This is a genomic window from Methylobacterium brachythecii (assembly GCF_014196345.1).
In the GTDB taxonomy this organism is placed as follows: domain Bacteria; phylum Pseudomonadota; class Alphaproteobacteria; order Rhizobiales; family Beijerinckiaceae; genus Methylobacterium; species Methylobacterium brachythecii.
The window spans coordinates 465,749-482,034 of record NZ_JACIDN010000005.1 but is presented as its reverse complement, the minus strand read 5'-3'; the positions used below and the strand labels follow the sequence as shown (position 1 = coordinate 482,034).

The following is a 16,286-nucleotide window of genomic DNA, read 5'->3' as shown; positions in this document are numbered from 1 at the left end:
CATCCGAGCACCGTCCGGACCGAGCCGACGATGGCGTTCTGAACCTTGCTCATCGATCGTCTCCCGTGAGGTCCGTGAGAACGGCACCGAGGGTGCGCTTGGCGAGTTCGATCTTGAAGGCGTTGCCGGCGAGCGGGGCGGCGTCCGCGAGTTCCAGGGCCGCGGCGGCCAGGAAAGCCTCACCGCTCGGACCAGAGCCGCGCAGGGCGGCTTCGGCCCGATAAGCGCGCCAGGGCTTGGGAGCGATGCCGCCGAAGGCGATGCGGATCTCGTCGATCCGGCCCTCGCGGAGCGTGAGCTCGGCGGCGACCGAGACGAGAGCGAAGGCGTAGCTCGCGCGGTCCCGTACCTTGCGGTAGCCGGACCGTGCCGCAAAGGGCGAGGCCGGGATCTCGACGGCCTCGATGACCTCGCCCGGTTCGAGAACGGTCTCGAGTTCGGGCCGGTCGCTGGGCAGGCGATGGAAATCGACCAGCGGCACCGTCCGCTCGCCAGCCGGTCCCACGATGCGGACGCTTGCGTCGAGGGCCGCCAGGGCCACGCACATGTCGGAGGGATGCGTCGCGGTGCAGGCCGAGGAGGCGCCTACGATGGCGTGGTAGCGGTTGAAGCCGCCCGCGGCGTCGCATCCGCTGCCGGGTTCTCGCTTGTTGCATCGGGAACCGGCGACGTCGGCGAAGTACAAGCACCGTGTCCGCTGCATGAGATTGCCGCCTACGGTCGCCATGTTACGGACCTGGGCCGAGGCGCCCGCCAGGATCGCGCGTGACAACATCGGATAGCGGGTCCGGACGAGCGGATGAGCCGCCACGGAACTGTTTCGCGCGGCCGCCCCGATCAGGAGGCCGCCCGCCTCAGTCTCTTCGATTGCCGCCGACAAGGCGGTGACGTCGGTCAGCAGGGAGGGCCGCTCGACGCCCTTGCGCATGAGGTCGACGAGGTTGGTGCCACCGCCGAGCAGACGGCTGGTTCCGGCCATCCGGACCGCCTCCGTGAGGGACGAGGCGCGCTGATACGAGACGGGGTTCATGCGGCCTTCTCCGTCGCAACCTGGAAAATCGCGTCGACGATGCCGTTATGCGCGCCGCATCGGCAGAGGTTGCCGCTCATCCGCTCGCGGATCTCCTCGCGCGAGAGAAGGATGCGCTCCTGGGCGAGGTCGGCCGTGACGTAGCTCGGAACACCTTCTGCCAGTTCGCGCAGCATCGCCGAGGCCGCGCAGATCTGGCCGGGCGTACAGTATCCGCACTGGAAGCCGTCGTGCTCGATGAAGGCGCCCTGGAGCGGATGCAGCCCGTCTCCCTCGGCCAGTCCCTCGATCGTGGTGACCTCGCGCCCGTCAGCCTGCACCGCGAGGGTCAGGCAGGACAGCACCCGCTGGCCGTCGAGAAGCACCGTGCAGGCGCCGCAGGCCCCCTGGTTGCAGCCGACCTTGGTGCCGGTCAGATGGAGGCCCTCCCTTAGATGATCGAGCAGGGAAACGCGTGCATCGTCGGGCGAGGCGACCTCGGTCCCGTTGACCCTGATGGCCATCGAACGTCCTCCGCATGATCAGCCCGACGGTGCGGGCGCGATCGGCAGATATGACGAAGTTCGGATTATTCAATCTTCGTGGTATGCGATTTTCGTCACCATGCGGATGAACGTTTCCCGTTCTGCCGGCTCGAGACGTTCGAGCATCGTGACGTTGAGAGCGTTATAGGCTTCCAACTGGGCAGTCGCGCGAGCGCTGCCCTCCTCGGACAGTCGAAGGGCGACCGCACGGCGATCTCCTTCGATCCGATGTCTTTCCAGGAGCCCCCGTTTTGCCAGGCGGTCCGTTGCCGATGAGATGGTCGTGGCGGCAAGACCCAGGTAGCGTGCGATGTCGGTCGGCCCACAATCCGAGTGCCGCGCGATATACAGCAACGTCTGAACGTCGAGCTCATTGAGGGGCTTATCGAAGTTGCCGGCATCGGCGAGCTTGAAGCGTCGGACGAACGCCTGGAACGCGGCACCGAGCGTGGCAATCTGATCGGCGGTAGGCTTCGTCATTCCGGTCGCATATCGCGCCGCCGGCAGGGGCACAATTCTACCTTGGCAAGTGGTCTCTCGGGTGCAGCAGCATCTGCCAACTCGCGCTTGCCGGCCGCACCTCAATGACGGCTTTCAGAATCTACTTCAGATCGAGAACGACCGAGTCGAGCGCAGGTTTGCCGGCTCAATCTGGCCGAAAGCAGAGAGGCGGCTTCGATTGACTGCGACCGAGCCAACAGACGTCTATTTCAAGCCCAGTCAGCAGATCCAGACCCGTTGACCGGGCGGGATACGATGCTGCGCCGCCTTCGAGCTGGGCAGTAACGGGATCTCATTGCTGATTGCCCGGAGAATGTCATCGAAGCCGCTTTCGGCGGAGCGATGAAGCTCTTCCGTTGTCTTGTTCTGCAACGGATGCTCGACATAGACCGACCCAGCGTCGAGGCCGATCGACGACTTCTGGGATTTGCGTTTCCGAGATCCGTGCCCTGACGCGCTGGTCCATGGAAGACTGGCTGACCGCCGAAGCGATCGAGAAGACGATGCGCACGGAACTGGAAAGTCGTCGCGGCCGATGCCGCCGGTTTATCGAGCCCGCCGGTACAACCCCGAAAAGCTGACATTGGCGCCGCCGCAGCCATTGTTATCGCGGGCGACGAGGTAGGGCCCGCGCCGGATCATGCGGATCCGGCAGGCATATTCGCCGCCGGCTTCGTGTGGCAGCGTGCGGCCGTCATCGCCCATCGTGAAGGCCAGGACGCCGTCCTTCGGGGCCATGGAGCCCTCGATCTCGCCGGTATGGACGCTGCCCGTATTCCGCCGCTCCGGGGTGTCGCCCCAGGTGGCTTTGCCCGTCACGATGAGCAGGTTGGAACGGGCCGCCTTGATCGTGATCTCCTGCGCCGGGGTGACCCAGCGCCCGGTCCAATCCTTGGGCGCTTGCTCGGGCTCGGGCGCGGCCGTCAGAGCGGGCCTGGGCAGCCAGCCGATCGTCGTCTGTCCCTTTGGGCCGACATAGCCCACGCAGGCGAACTCGCCCTTGGTCAGCTTGGTCACGACGAGGTCGCCCGGCACGAGAAAGGCGCGATCCTGGCATTCCGGCCTGTTGCCCGGGCAGCCTTTGACGAACACCGCATCCTTGATGAAATGTGTCTTGCCGGCCTCGGGGCTCACGACGGAGACCCATGTCTCGTCACCGGCCAGATCCGACCAGACGCAGCCGGCGCGCGCCGACGACGGCAACGACACCAGCGCGAGGGCTAAGGCCGCCGCAAACAGCCGGCGGATCGCGCTGTTCATCACCATGACATCCTCCTCCGCGACCCATGCGTCGGTTCGGCAGGACCGCCGTCCGGCGGCCCACCGATGACCGACTTCACACGGCCGCGATCGACTGGGCCACGATCGGCTCGGAACGCGCCGGCGACTGTGTTCGGCCACACTCCGGTGCAAACGATCCGCTGTGAACGCTCCGAGCGGGTTCGGATCTGGCTTTTGTCGTGCGAAGTCAGCATCCTGCCCAGATTCGCAAAGCTTTCAAACGGAAAGGTCGGCTTTGGTACGATGGTCGACCCTCGAAAACCTCCGAAGCCCGCACGCGTCGATTTGCAATGATCCAAAGTGCCGACCGGGGGATGAACCCGAAACTGGAAAGCAGAGTGCAAACGGCGGGCGCATGTCGGCCGACAGGAGATGTTCGCGCCGATCGTTCTGGTCCCAACTGCCGGACGATTGATCTGATGTGCGGGACAATTGTGCCGCGGGCTTCTGTCGGCGCTATTCGATGGTCGTTTGACCCAATGCGCGCCCGTGACGGTCTGAACACCGTGCGCGTCGGATACGTTCATTGAGTTCGAACAGCCCGCAGGGGGCTCTCGTCCGCTTCCTCACGGAAAGCCGGTCCCTCCGCGGCCTGCTCGCGGTCGGGGTCGTCGCCACCGCCGCGAAGGCTGTTGGTGCCGCGGTCGAGTCACGGCGCAACACGCAGTTGGCGCGCATTCATCTGGGCCGGCGCCTGCCGGTGATCCGCGCGGAGCTCGCCGCGGCGCAGCCCGGCTTCCTCTTCCTCGCGGGAAATTCGCACGCGGAATGCGGCGGTCTCGCGCTTGCGCAATCGATGCCGCTGGTCAATGGCGGGATCGGGGGGGCCTCAGCGCGCGGCTACGCCCGTCAGCTCGGCGAGATGCCCGTGATGGCCCGCGCCGGCGTCGCGGTGCTGTTCGTCGGCAGCAACGACATCATGCGCCGGGCCAGCCCGCTCTCCGAGAAGACGCGGGCAGGCTTCGTGGTGGCGGTCGGGCACATCCTCGAATGGCTGCGCGCCAACGCGGATGTCGTGCTAGTCGCGGCGGTGCCTCCGCTGGGACCGGAAGCCGTCGCCATGCGCGATCCGGCAGCCGTCACGGCCTACGGCGATGTCCTTCGCCGGCTCAGTGTCGACTATGGCTGCCGCTTCATCGACCCCTTCGCGACATTGCGGGATGGCGCGGACGGCACGACCACCCACGCCTGCGCGGATGGTGTGCATCTGCGCGACTACGAGGCCTGGGCGGCCGAATTCGTCTCGATGCTGCGCGGGATCGGCGAAGCCGATCGACCGCCTTTTCGTGAGCAGGCTTAGAACTTCGGCCTACCAACCGGGCCGCGCCCCCGGTGCTGGCGAGGGCGCCTCACCGATCGGCGAGGGCGTTCTCGATCTCGGCATAGGTTGCGCCGTAATCGGCCGGCTCGACGCCGTTCAGCCGCTCCTTGAGGCCGAGGCCTTCCTTCCAGCGGAGGCGCGCCACGATGGCCCGCGCCATGATCGGATCGATGCCGGCCTCTGCCACGGCCTCGGCGGACATCTCCAGCTCCTCCGCGCGGCGCTTGGCGTGGATCGTTCCCGACGGGATCAGCGACTCAACGATCTCGATCCAGGGGCGCCCCAGCGTCTTGCAGGACGAGGCCATGACGGCCTCGTCGATGCCGTAGTGACGCGCGGCGAGCAGCATCTCGTCGGTCAGCGCCTCGATGCCCTTGATCAGCACGGAACGCAGGATCTTGATGCCCGATGCCGTGCCGAGCTTTGCACCGACGAAACTGATCTGCATGCCGTAGGGCGTCAGCCCATCGCGCACGCGCCCGCCGGACGGCCCGCTGACGATGATCGGCAGGGTGTGTCCGCTCCTCGGCGTGCCCTCGATCGCACCGTCGCCGAGGAGCGCACCGGTCCCCGCCAGATGCTCGGCGACGTCGATCTTGATCTTCGGCGTCGCGGAGGCGAAGTCGATGAAACTGTGCCGGCTATCGAGGCAGTCGGCGAAGGCCGCGGCGCTCTCCAGCGAGGCGGAGCCCGGCGTGACGCTGACGATCATGTCGGCGGCTTCCGCCAACTCCCGGTTTGAGCGGACCAGGGTCACGCCGGCCTCCCGCGCACGCCGTTGGATCAACTCGGCATAGGGGCCGTCGAAGGCGTATTTGTCGTAGGCCGTGAGTTGTTCGAGGCCGGCGCCCCGCAGGCCCCGCCCGAGGGTGCTGCCGATCTCGCCATAGCCCACGAGACCGAGACGAAGCTGCTGTGCCGGCATGGTGGTCTCAGCCCTTCGGGAAGTCGTAGAGTTCGGCTGGGTTGTCGACGAGGAGGCGCTGGCGGGCGCCCTCGTCCGGCAGGTAGGCCGGAAGCAGGTCGAGCATCAGCGCGTCGTCGGGCTTGTTGTCCTGGCTCTCCGTCGGATGGGGCCAGTCGCTGCCCCAGACCACGCGGTTCGGCGCCGCCTGCGCGAAGGCGCGGGCCACGGTGACCGAATCCGAATAGCTCGGTGGTCCGATCTTGGTGTCGTTGTAGAGGCCGGTGAGCTTCACCCAGGTATTACCCTGGTCGAGTAGCCGGCGGATCAGTTTGAAGGTCTCGCTCTCGATGCCTGCCGGCTGTGGGCAATGGGCGAGATGATCGAAGACCAGCTTGCCGCGGATCTTGAGGAAGGTGTCCGCGGCGGCCACGATCTTCTCACCGGGCATGTTGACCTGGCAGTGCCAGCCGAGCGCGTCGACCCGCTTTGAGAGCGGCTCCAACATGTCGAGCGTCGTCGCTCCGGCCTGGGCGAGGTTGAAGCGGATGCCGCGCACGCCGAGACCGTGCATGCGCTGGAGCTCCGCATCGCTGATCGACGGGTTCACGACGGCGACGGCGCGGAAGTTCGGGCCGAGCACCGCCAGGCCCTCCAGGGTCGGGCGGTTGTCCACGCCGTAGAGCGAGGGCTGGACGATGACGCCGCGCGTGGTGCCGAGGCGCTTTTGCAGGGCGCAGTAATCGTCGGGTGTCGCATCTGGCGCCACGAGGCCGCCCGATGCCGGCGGGAAGCGGCCGTCGTAGATGTGGAAATGGCAATCGGTGGCGTTGGCGGGCGGGCGGAACGCTGCCGCCGCGTGCCCGGTCGAATAGCGGACGTCGTGCTGGGCGCGGGCCGGCCGAGGACCGAGGCCGATCGAGGACCCGGCTGCCGCCGCCATGGCGCTGCCGAGCACAGCGCGCCTCGTGTGCCGGATGCTGATCATCGTTTCCTCCCTGTTTTGCCAGTTGATCTGGCTTCCAGACGATGCGGGCAGTCCCCTCCCCCTTGTTGGGAGGGGTTCGGGGTGGGGGTGGTTCAGGATCGAGCGGTGTGGTGCCTGCTGCACCCACCCCCACCTCCAACTCCTCCCCACAAGGGGGAGGAGAGAACCCTCTCCGGTGACGTGTTCGACCGAAAGCCCCTCAGGCGGCTCCCCTGATCCAGCCGAGCCCCTCCTCCGTCGTGGTCGCCGGGTGATATTCGCAGCCGATGGTGCCCGCGTAGCCGACCGCTTCCAGCGCCGCGAAGATCGGATCGAAGGCGATGGTGCCGGTGCCGGGCTCGTGGCGGCCGGGATCGTCGGCGATCTGGACATGGGCGATCAGGGCTGCGTGCTCGCGGATCAGCGCCGCCGGATCATGGCCGAGGCAATGGGCGTGGTAGGCGTCGAACAACAGCTTCACGTTCGGCCGACCGACCTCGCCGATCAGCCGGACCGCGAGCAGCGGATCGTCGACGATGTAGTCGGCGATCGAGCCGGGGCCGATCGGCTCGATCAGGATCTCCATGCCGCGCCGGGCCGCCAGGTCTGCGGCGAAGGCCAGGCTCTCGCGATAGGTGTCGAGGAGCCTGTCCTGCGCCACACCGGCCGGGCGCACGCCAGCCATGGCATGGACGAGACGGCAGCCGCCGATCTCCTCGACATAGTCGAGGGTCGGCGCGACGCTATCACGAAACGCCCCGGCACGGTCGGGGAGCCCCGCAAAACCCTTCTCGCCGCGTGAGGCGTCGCCTGCCGGAAAACTCGTCTGGACGAGGGATAGGCCGGCCGCATTCAGCCAGCCGGCGACCTCCCTGGCCGGGGTCGAGAACAGGTTCGGATGCTCCATCACGCGAAACCCGTTCCGCGCGGCGGCAGCGAAGCGTTCGGGGAGCGGGCGCTCCGTATAGAGGAAGCCGAGATGGGCGCTGAGGCGGTCGGCGAAGGGGCCGAGATGGATCGGCATCGGATGTTCCTCGAAACGGGTGGTCTTGCGATGGTTCAGCCGAAGGTCGCCTTCAGCTCGGCGACCTGGGCCGCATCGAGCATCCGCACGGGTTGGCCGCGCAGGATGACGAGAAGCTTCGCGGTCTCCTCCAACTCCTCGGCGGCGTAGACGGCGCTCGTCAGATCCTTCCCGCTCACGACCGGGCCGTGATTGGCGAGCAGCACCGCGGCGTGGCGGCCGTCGAGCGCGCGGATCAGGTCTCCGCCCCTGGCATCGCCCGGCCGGAAATACCGCACCAGCGGCACACGACCGACCCGCATGACGACGTAGGGCGTCAGCGGCGGGACGCAGTCTTCGGGATCGGTGTCGGCGAGGCAGGACAGGGCAGTGGCGTAGGTCGAGTGCAGATGCACGACTGCGCCCGCCTCCGCCCTGGTCTCGTAAAAGGCGCGGTGCAGAAACACCTCCTTGGAGGGCTTGTCTCCGCCAACGTGGTTGCCGTCGCGGTCGAGCCGGCTGATCCGTTCCGGATCGAGGAAGCCGAGGCAGGAATTGGTCGGCGTGATCAGGTAGCCGTCGTCGAGCCGCACGCTGATGTTGGCCGCCGAGCCGACCGAATAGCCGCGGTCGAACAGCGATTTCGCCAGCCGCGCGATCTCGTCGCGAAGAGCGGCCTCGCTCATGCCGAGCCTCCGATATGGGCGAGCGCCTTGTCGAAGAAATCGACGGCGCCGAAATTGCCGGACTTGAGCGCGAGGCCGAGGCGCGGCGCGGTCTCCGAGACGAGGACCGGGACGCCGGGATCGATCTCGCGCCCGACGGTCAACGCAGAAAGGTCAAGGGCGCCCACCACCGCTCCGGAGGTCTCGCCACCGGCGACGACGAGGCGGCGCAGGCCGCGCGTGACCAGGTCTTTCGCGAGGTTTCCGAAGACGCCGTCGAGGGCCTCGGCCACGGCCTCGCGGCCATAGCGCGCCTGGGCGGCGGCGATGTCCTCCGGGTCGGCGGAGGAATAGACCAGAGGGGCGTGGCCGGCATTGTCGAGGACGAAGCGCAGCACCGCCTCGCGATCGAAGTGGCCATCCATCACTGCATCCACGGCGATCATCTCGACCGGATGCCGCTCGCGGTGATGGGCGATCTGGGCGCGCGTCGCCCGCGAGCAGCTTCCGGCGAGGATCGCCTCCGGGCCATTGACGGCAGGCGCCCCGGCGCCGCTACCGGAGGCCTCGCCCCGCGCGATGAAGTTGTGCGGCAGGCCGCGTGCGATGCCCGAGCCGCCGGTGACGAGGGGCGCGTCAGCGACAGCCGCGCCGATTGCCGTGAGATCGTCGTTGCCGATCGCGTCGACCACGACGAGGGTTTCGCTGGCTGCGGCGAGCGCCTTAGCGATGGCGTCGGAGCCGGCCGCCACGATCGGCTGCGCGACGTGCCCGACTTTGCCCCGCGACTGCACCGCAAGAACCCGGCGGATGTCGGGATCTTTCATCGGCGTGAGCGGATGGTTCTCCATCCCAGACTCGCTGAGCAGCCGGTCGTTCACGAAGAGATGGCCGAGATAGATCGTGCGGCCGGCGCCCGGAAACGCCGGGCAGACCACGACGCCCTTGGCTCCGAGCCGCTCGGCCAGGGCCTCGGCCACCGGGCCGATATTTCCCGCGGGCGTCGAATCGAACGTCGAGCAGTATTTGAAGACGATCTGCCTGGCGCCCTGGGCCCGGAGCCAGTCGAGCGCGGCGAGCGACTGCGCCGCGGCGTCGGCGGCGGGGATCGAGCGGCTCTTGAGCGAGACGATGCCGGCTTCGACGCCGGCCGCGGCGGGTGCGGTCGGCACGCCCAGGAACTGCGTCGTGCGCAGGCCACCCTCGCCATCCAGGCCCTTGGCGATGGTGGCGGCGATGTCGCTCGCGCCGGTGAAGTCGTCGGCGATGACTCCGAGCAGCATGATCAGCCCCGCCCGCCTGCCCTGCCCTCGACCAGGGCGCGCATCCGGTCGACCGCCGCATGTGGTGCCGTGAGCACCGGCACGGAGACCACGTTGCGCACGGCCTGCGCCGCCCGCGAGGTCGAGAAATGCGCGAGCATGATCGCGTCGCACTCGGCGAATTCGGGCGCCTGCTCGGCGACGAGGCGGTTGTGGGTCTCGGCATCGCCCTTGCGGAGGCGGTCGATCGCGTCCGCCACGACGATGGTGCGAAGGCTCGCCGTCTTGCCGGAGGCCGCGACGAAGGCGTCGAACTCGTCGGTCATGGTGCCGACGGAGGGGCCGAAGGTGGCGAGCATGCCGACCTTGCCGCCCTTGGCGATGGCCGCCTCGAACATTGCCTCGTTCGGCTTCACTACCGGGATCGGCAGGGCCTCGGCCAGCCGCTCGATGGCCGGGCCGAAGGCGGAGCAGGTGATCAGGATGCCGTCGGCGCCGGTGGCGTGGCCGTAACGGCCAAAGGCGACGAAGCGCTCGATCATGGCCTCCGAGATCGGGCCGTCGCCCTCTCGCGCCCGGTCGATCGACAGGCCCTCGTCGAGCAGGTGGATCGGCTCCGCCTCGGGCCAGTTCTCGGCCATCGCCGTCTGGATCGGCTGCATCGCGACGGGGGTCGCGTGGAGGAGGACGATACGAGGGGGCATGACTGCACCGGCTGGAAGACCTGCCGTCTTGTAAGCGATTTCAAGACATAAGCAAGATATCGCAGGATACTGCTTGGGCGAGGCCTCAGCCGCGCGCTCGCGGGGGGGCCGTACTGCCGCGCACGATCAGTTCGGCGTCGATCTCGGTGAGCCGGACGGTCGGACGGCCGGCCATGCGGGAGACCAGATGGTCGCCGGCCGCGCGGCCGATCGCGGCGGAATGGACGTTGATGGTGGTCAGGGGCGGGCTCAGGAAGGCCGCGAAATCCGAGTCGTTGTGGCCGATCACCGAGAGGTCGCCGGGGATGTCGAGGCCGCGCGAGCGCGCCTCGATCATCGCGCCGAAGGCGATCTGGTCGGTCCCGCAGATGATCGCCGTGGGCGGTTCCGCGCCCGAGGCCAGCATCTGCCGGAAGCCGTCGCGGCCGCCGCCGATGCCGTAGGAGATCTCGACGTCGTGCTCGGGCAGCATACGAAGCCCGCGCGCCGCGAGCGCCGCGTGGATGCCCTCGACGCGGGCGCCGCCACGGTCGTTGTCCTTGCGCAGGCCCGAGATCACGCCGATCCGGGTATGGCCGAGATCGAGCAGGTAACTGGCCGCGCGACCCGCCGAGGCGGCGTTGTCGAAGCCGATGCAGGCGCGCTCGGTCGAGAGCGTAAACACTTGGACCATCGGGATTTTCTGGCGCGCGATCCGCGCATGCAGCAGCGGATGGTGGATGTCGCCAACGAGCATCAGCCCATCGATCCCGCGCTCGATCAGGAAGGTCGCCTCGCGCAGCACGTTGTCGATGTCGTAGCCGGAATTGGCTGCGATCAGCGTGTAGCCCTCCTGTCGCAAGCGGTCCTGGAAGCTCGACAGGACGCGGATGAACGCCTCGTTCTCGATGTTCGGGACGACGGCCCCCACGGCCATGAAGCGCCGCATCGAGAGGGCGCGGGCCGCGCCGTTGGCGACGAAGCCGAGCTCCTCCGCGGCCTTCATCACGGCCTCGTGCTTGTCGGCGCGCACGCGGGCGGTACCGTTGAGGACCCGCGACACGGTCGCGGTGGACACACCGGCACGCTCGGCGACGTCTTTCGTGACCGGAAACCGCAACGGGTCCTGGCTGATCTCTTGGCTGATCTGCGGTTTCGTCACACCCACTCGCCTCACCGGACCAACCTGCGCGCTAGATCACATCGCACCCCTGCCGGGCGCAAGCCATCCACCGGTTTTGGAGGAGGAAGGAGAAATATATTGACATCGTACACCTCGCGCTGTCTTTTGTAATCGCTTTCAAGAAAGGCGTCACGGATAGGCTGCGGCAGCAGCGGCCATCCACCTGAGAGGACGCCGCAGAGCCGAACGGCCGGGAGGAATGGAATGCCAGCGCTGGCGCGCGAAGAGCCGGATCGCGATGCGCTTTCTCCGGATGGCGACGTCGCCGAGGCGGCGGCGGTCGACGTGGGGACGGGCCTCGCCGTGAAGGCCGATGGGCAGGCCGCTCCGGCGGCACAGCCGCTCGTGACGAGCTTGGCGCGCACCGCCAACACCACGCCGCGCGCGTTCCGCGACCTGCTGGCGCTCGACGATTTCGAGCGGCATGCCCGCAGGCGGTTGCCGCACATGATCTTCCAGTACGTGGCGGCGGGCGTCGAGACCGGCACGGCGATGCGCCGCAGCCGCGACGCCTATTCCGACTACGCCTTCCTGCCGCGGGCGATGGTCGACACCTCGGCCCGGTCCTGCGCGACCGAGCTGTTCGGCAAGACCTATTCCGCGCCCTTCGGCATCGGCCCGCTCGGCGGCTCGGCCTTCATCGCCTATCGCGGCGATCTCGTCCTGGCGGAAGCCGCGGGCGCGCAGAACATCCCGATGATCCTGAGCGCCTCCTCGCTGATCCGGCTCGAGGACGTCCACGCGCAGAACAGGGACGCCTGGTACCAGGCTTACCTGCCTGGCGACCAGAACCGCATCGACCGCCTCGTCGATCGCGTGGCGCGCACAGGCTACGGCACCTTCGTCGTCACTGCCGACACGCCGACGCTGGGCAACCGCGAGCACAACACCCGCAGCGGCTTCTCGATGCCGATCAAGGTGACCCCGAAGGTGCTCTGGCAGAGCGTCACGCATCCGCGCTGGGCGCTCGGCGTCGTCGCGCAGACCTTCATCAAGCACGGCGTTCCGCATTTCGAGAACATGGAGGCCGAGCGCGGCCCGCCGATGATGTCGCAGAACGCCGTGCGAAACACGATCGCGCGGGACAAGCTCTGCTGGGCCAATCTCGAGGCGATCCGCCGTCGCTGGAAGGGCAACCTGCTGGTCAAGGGCCTGCTCAACCCGGCCGATGTCGAGATCGCCCGGAGCTGCGGTGCCGACGGCGTGATCCTCTCGACCCATGGCGGCCGCCAGCTCGACTACGCCGTCGCGCCCCTCGACGTGCTGCCGGAGATCGCGGCCAACAAGGGCTCGATGAAGGTGATCGTCGACAGCGGCATCCGGCGCGGCACCGACGTGCTCAAGGCCGTGGCGCTCGGAGCCGACTTCGTGCTGCTCGGCCGGCCCTTCATGTTCGCGGCGGCGCTCGGCGGCGCGCCGGGCGTCTCGCACGCCATCAGCATCCTGAAGGACGAGATCCTTCGCGACATGGCCTTCCTCGGCGCCAACCGCCTCGACGAACTCGGCCCCGAGATCCTCCGCAAGGTCGAGCGCCGTGGCTGAGCGGCCCACTGAAAACCAGGGAACGGAACGCGGCATGGCCGACGGCAGGACGGTGCGGGGCGAGGCTGTCCAGGCCATGTGCGCCCTGGTGGTCAAGGGCGCCTTCGACGCGAGCCTGATCCCGACCTTCGCAGCGCAGGGCGACACGCTCGACATCATGTGGGCACCGACCACCGTCATCCAGGACAGGCTCGCCGAGGGGGGGCGGCCGGACATGGTGCTGGTGCTCTCCGGCGCCATGGACACGCTCGAAGCCGAGGGGCTGATCCATCCGGAGAGCCGCGTCGACGTCTGCCGCTCGCGCTACGGCGTCGCGGTCAAGGCGGGCGCCCCGCATCCGCGCATCGACACGCTGGAGGCCTTCAAGAGCACCCTGACGGGGGCGCGCTCGGTCGCTTATTCGCGGGCCGGTGCCAGCGGCATCTACTTCGCCGGCCTGCTGCCGCGGCTCGGCATCGCTGACGCGGTCAACGCCCGGGCGACGATCATCCCGGCCGGGTTCACTGCGACGAAGCTCGTCTCGGGCGAGGCCGACATAGCCGTCCAGCAGATCTCCGAACTGATGGTGGTGCCGGGCATCGAGGTGGTCGGCCCCTACCCTGAGGGCGCCCAGGAAGAGACCACCTTCTGCGCCGCGATCCTGCGCGAGGCGACCGCGCCCGACGCGGCGCAGCGCTTCCTCTCCATCCTCACCGATCCGAGCGCGGCCGAAGCCTATCGGTCGAGCGGGCTCGAACCGGCCTCCTGACGGCCGCCCTCCCCTCGCCCATCGGCCGTCCCCGCCATCGGCGATCACAGTTCATCGAAGACGCGACGCGAACCATGTCGATGCCCGAGACCACGCACGAGAAAGTCGCCCTGCCCGCGATCCGCTGGGTGATGATCCTGCTGTGCTTCCTGATCCTCGGGATCAGCTATGTCGACCGCATCAACCTCGCCATCGCGGCTCCGCACATCAAGAAGGAGCTCGGCTTCAACGACGGCGAGATGGGGCTGATCCTCGGCGCGTTCTTCTGGACCTACGCCTTCGGACAGCTCCCCGCCGGCTGGTTCACCGATAGGATCGGCGCGAAGATCGGCCTCGCCCTCTCCGCCGCCTGGTGGTCGATCTTCACCGTCGTGACGGGCTTCGCCAATTCGGTCGCGACGATGTTCGGCTCCCGCATGATGCTCGGCATCGGTGAGGCCGGGTCGAACCCCGCCTGCGTGAAGGTGGTCTATGGCTGGTTCCCGAAACGCGAGCGCGGTCTCGCCAGCGGCCTGTTCGATGCCGGCCCGCAGGCCGGGACGGCCATCGCCCTGCCGTTGGTCGCCTGGCTGATCCACACCTGGGATTGGCGGGTGTCGTTCTATGTCACCGGCGCCCTCGGCCTGGTCTGGGTGCTGTTCTGGCTGCTGATCTACCGCGAGCCCGAGAACGACAGGAGCATCACCCCGCAACAGCTCGCCGCGCTCCGCGAAGGCGTCGAGACCGATCAGGCCCCCGCCGCGCATGTGCCGTGGTCGTCCCTGTTCAAGTACCGGACGATGTGGGGGATGATGATCGGCTTCTTCTGCATGAACTTCGTGAAGTACTTCTTCATCACGTGGTTCCCGACCTACCTGGTCAGCGCGAAGGGCTTCTCGCTGGGCCAGCTCGGCACGCTCGGCGCGATCCCGGCCCTGATGAGCCTGCCCGGCAGCGTGCTCGGCGGCTGGATGACCGACCACCTGTTCCATCGCGGCTTCTCGCTCACCGCATCTCGGAAAATCTGCCTGGCGGGCGGCATGCTGACCTCCTCGGTGATCGCGTTTGCGGCCTTCACCGACAGCATCGCGCTGATGCTGATCCTGTTCTCGATCACCTATGCCGCGCTCGCCTTCACCGCGGCGGTGATCTGGTGCGTACCGGCCGACGTGGCGCCCTCGAAGGCCCACGTCGCCTCGATCGGCGGCATCCAGAACTTCGCCTCGAACCTCGCGGGCGTCGGCATCACCAGCGTCACGGGCCTGATGCTCTGGCTCTCCGGCGGCTCCTTCCTCGGGCCGCTGCTGCTCGCCGGCGGCGTCTGCATCCTCGGCGCGCTCAACTACATCTTCGTGGTCGGAACCATCGAGCCCTTCGGCGGCGCCCCAAAAGCGGCGCCTCAGGCTGATCGGGCTCTTCCGGCCGCCAGCCCGACCACCGCCTGATTGTCACCGGCACGGGAGGCAGACCGAGCATGACCCAGGGCACGATCAGCCGCAGGACGATGCTCGAAGGCGCGGCGGCGCTTGCCGCGCTCATGCCGGGAAGGGCGGCCTTCGCGGAGGGTGCGACAGGCAAGCCGCGCTTCGCCTATGTCGGCTGCTTCACCACCGAGCAGCGCAAGGCGCGCGGTGACGGCATCAACGTCTTCGCCATCGATGCGAAGACCGGGGCCTGGACCCATGCCCAGCGCGTGCCCGACAGCGTCAACCCGTCCTTCCTGATCCTCAGCCGGGACGGCCGTTTCCTCTACGTCGTCCACGGCGACCTCGACTACGCCGACGCCTTCACAGTCGACCCATCGACCGGCACGCTCACCGCCCTCAACCGGGCGGCGACCGGCGGCAAGAACGGCGTCCACCTCGCCATCGACCCGTCGAACCGCTTCCTCGTCGTTGCGAATTATTCGAGCGGCAGCGTCGCGGTGCTCGGCATCCGGCCCGATGGTGGATTGAGCGACCAGCATCAACTGATCCCCCTGGAGGGGACGCCCGGACCGCACCGCGTCGAGCAGACGGCCTCCCATCCGCATCACGTGGTGTTCGACCCGTCCGGCCGCTTCGTGATCGTGCCAGACAAGGGCCTCGACCGCGTCTTCGTCTTCGGCTGGGACGCTGCCGCTGGCCGCCTGACTCCAGCCGAATCGGTCGACAGCCGTCCGGGCGCCGGCCCGCGCCATCTCGCCTTCCACCCCAAGCTGCCCGTCGCCTGGGTCGTGAATGAACTCGACAGCACCGCCACGACCTACGGCTGGGATGCCGCGACCGGAAAACTGACACCCCGGCAGGTGATCACGACGCTGCCGAGCACCTTCTTCGGCGCCAGCACCGCCGCCGAGATCGCCGTCTCGCGGGATGGCCGCTCCGTCTACTGCTCGAACCGGGGCAGCGACGACGTGGCGATCTTTTCCGCCGATCCGGCCACCGGCCTCCTCACCCCGAAAGGCTGGGAGCCGACGCAGGGGCGCGACCCGCGCTTCATCGCCTTCGACCCCGAGCAAGCGTTCTTCTACGCGGCGAACGAGCAGGGCGACACGCTCGTCCAGCTTCGCGCGGACCCGTCCAGCGGCGCGCTGAGTGCCACGGGCCAGACCGTGAAGACGCTGAGCCCGGTCACCATCGCCTTCTCCGCAACGACGGGGTGAGGCGCACGACCTTTGGACTTGGGCGGGACGCCATCCCGCCGGACCGAAC

16 protein-coding genes are annotated in these 16,286 nt (G+C 68.1%); 5 read left to right on the top strand and 11 right to left on the bottom strand.

All coding sequences use genetic code 11. The features are described from left to right. Window positions 1-49: 49 nt before the first annotated feature. The 4 genes from GGR33_RS15895 to GGR33_RS15880 all read right to left on the bottom strand — a co-directional run bounded on the left by GGR33_RS15895 (window position 50) and on the right by GGR33_RS15880 (window position 3,321). Entirely contained in the window at window positions 50-1,030 is a 981-nt protein-coding gene (locus GGR33_RS15895) for an FAD binding domain-containing protein (protein WP_183506872.1), read from the bottom strand. Next, window positions 1,027-1,533 (bottom strand): (2Fe-2S)-binding protein, encoded by a 507-nt coding sequence (locus GGR33_RS15890; RefSeq protein WP_183506870.1) that lies wholly within the window; start codon window positions 1,531-1,533, stop codon window positions 1,027-1,029. Before GGR33_RS15890 ends, GGR33_RS15895 begins: the two co-directional genes overlap by 4 nt. A gap of 69 nt (window positions 1,534-1,602) precedes the next feature. Further along, window positions 1,603-2,034, bottom strand: coding sequence for a MarR family winged helix-turn-helix transcriptional regulator (locus tag GGR33_RS15885; protein WP_183506868.1), 432 nt, complete (start codon window positions 2,032-2,034; stop codon window positions 1,603-1,605). 567 nt (window positions 2,035-2,601) lie between these two features. Further along, a complete protein-coding gene (locus GGR33_RS15880) occupies window positions 2,602-3,321 on the bottom strand; it encodes a hypothetical protein (protein WP_183506866.1) in 720 nt (239 codons plus the stop codon). Between the two features lie 541 nt (window positions 3,322-3,862). Between GGR33_RS15880 and GGR33_RS15875 the strand changes: the two genes are divergently transcribed. After that, entirely contained in the window at window positions 3,863-4,636 is a 774-nt protein-coding gene (locus GGR33_RS15875) for a GDSL-type esterase/lipase family protein (protein WP_183506864.1), read from the top strand. A gap of 49 nt (window positions 4,637-4,685) precedes the next feature. On the opposite strand, the gene GGR33_RS15870 is transcribed toward GGR33_RS15875, so the two are convergent. From GGR33_RS15870 to GGR33_RS15840, 7 genes are all read right to left on the bottom strand, one after another. After that, on the bottom strand, window positions 4,686-5,582 hold the full coding sequence (locus tag GGR33_RS15870; RefSeq protein WP_183506862.1) for an NAD(P)-dependent oxidoreductase: 897 nt from the start codon (window positions 5,580-5,582) through the stop codon (window positions 4,686-4,688). A gap of 7 nt (window positions 5,583-5,589) precedes the next feature. Continuing rightward, window positions 5,590-6,549 carry an amidohydrolase family protein gene (locus tag GGR33_RS15865; protein WP_183506860.1) on the bottom strand — a complete coding sequence of 320 codons (960 nt, stop codon included), beginning with the start codon at window positions 6,547-6,549 and terminating at the stop codon, window positions 5,590-5,592. 199 nt (window positions 6,550-6,748) lie between these two features. After that, window positions 6,749-7,552 carry a hydroxypyruvate isomerase family protein gene (locus GGR33_RS15860; RefSeq protein ID WP_210302027.1) on the bottom strand — a complete coding sequence of 268 codons (804 nt, stop codon included), beginning with the start codon at window positions 7,550-7,552 and terminating at the stop codon, window positions 6,749-6,751. Window positions 7,553-7,587: 35 nt separating this feature from the next. Continuing rightward, the gene (gene otnC, locus GGR33_RS15855) at window positions 7,588-8,217 is read right to left on the bottom strand and encodes a 3-oxo-tetronate 4-phosphate decarboxylase (RefSeq protein WP_183506858.1); all 630 of its coding nucleotides are present in this window, start codon (window positions 8,215-8,217) and stop codon (window positions 7,588-7,590) included. After that, window positions 8,214-9,479, bottom strand: a complete 1,266-nt coding sequence (otnK, locus tag GGR33_RS15850; RefSeq protein WP_183506856.1) for a 3-oxo-tetronate kinase — start codon at window positions 9,477-9,479, stop codon at window positions 8,214-8,216. The genes otnC and otnK overlap by 4 nt, the downstream gene beginning before the upstream one ends. Window positions 9,480-9,481: 2 nt before the next feature. Then, window positions 9,482-10,162, bottom strand: a complete 681-nt coding sequence (locus GGR33_RS15845; protein WP_183506854.1) for an aspartate/glutamate racemase family protein — start codon at window positions 10,160-10,162, stop codon at window positions 9,482-9,484. 85 nt (window positions 10,163-10,247) lie between these two features. Then, on the bottom strand, window positions 10,248-11,303 hold the full coding sequence (locus tag GGR33_RS15840; RefSeq protein WP_284211373.1) for a LacI family DNA-binding transcriptional regulator: 1,056 nt from the start codon (window positions 11,301-11,303) through the stop codon (window positions 10,248-10,250). Window positions 11,304-11,528: 225 nt separating this feature from the next. Here GGR33_RS15840 and GGR33_RS15835 point away from each other — a divergent pair, with 225 nt between their 5' ends. The 4 genes from GGR33_RS15835 to GGR33_RS15820 all read left to right on the top strand — a co-directional run bounded on the left by GGR33_RS15835 (window position 11,529) and on the right by GGR33_RS15820 (window position 16,237). Continuing rightward, a complete protein-coding gene (locus tag GGR33_RS15835) occupies window positions 11,529-12,866 on the top strand; it encodes an alpha-hydroxy acid oxidase (RefSeq protein ID WP_183506852.1) in 1,338 nt (445 codons plus the stop codon). Window positions 12,867-12,900: 34 nt separating this feature from the next. Next, window positions 12,901-13,614 (top strand): molybdate ABC transporter substrate-binding protein, encoded by a 714-nt coding sequence (locus GGR33_RS15830; RefSeq protein ID WP_183506850.1) that lies wholly within the window; start codon window positions 12,901-12,903, stop codon window positions 13,612-13,614. Between the two features lie 74 nt (window positions 13,615-13,688). Beyond that, a complete protein-coding gene (locus GGR33_RS15825) occupies window positions 13,689-15,038 on the top strand; it encodes an MFS transporter (protein WP_246413179.1) in 1,350 nt (449 codons plus the stop codon). Between the two features lie 29 nt (window positions 15,039-15,067). Continuing rightward, window positions 15,068-16,237 carry a lactonase family protein gene (locus GGR33_RS15820; RefSeq protein WP_246413178.1) on the top strand — a complete coding sequence of 390 codons (1,170 nt, stop codon included), beginning with the start codon at window positions 15,068-15,070 and terminating at the stop codon, window positions 16,235-16,237. Window positions 16,238-16,286: the final 49 nt, after the last annotated feature.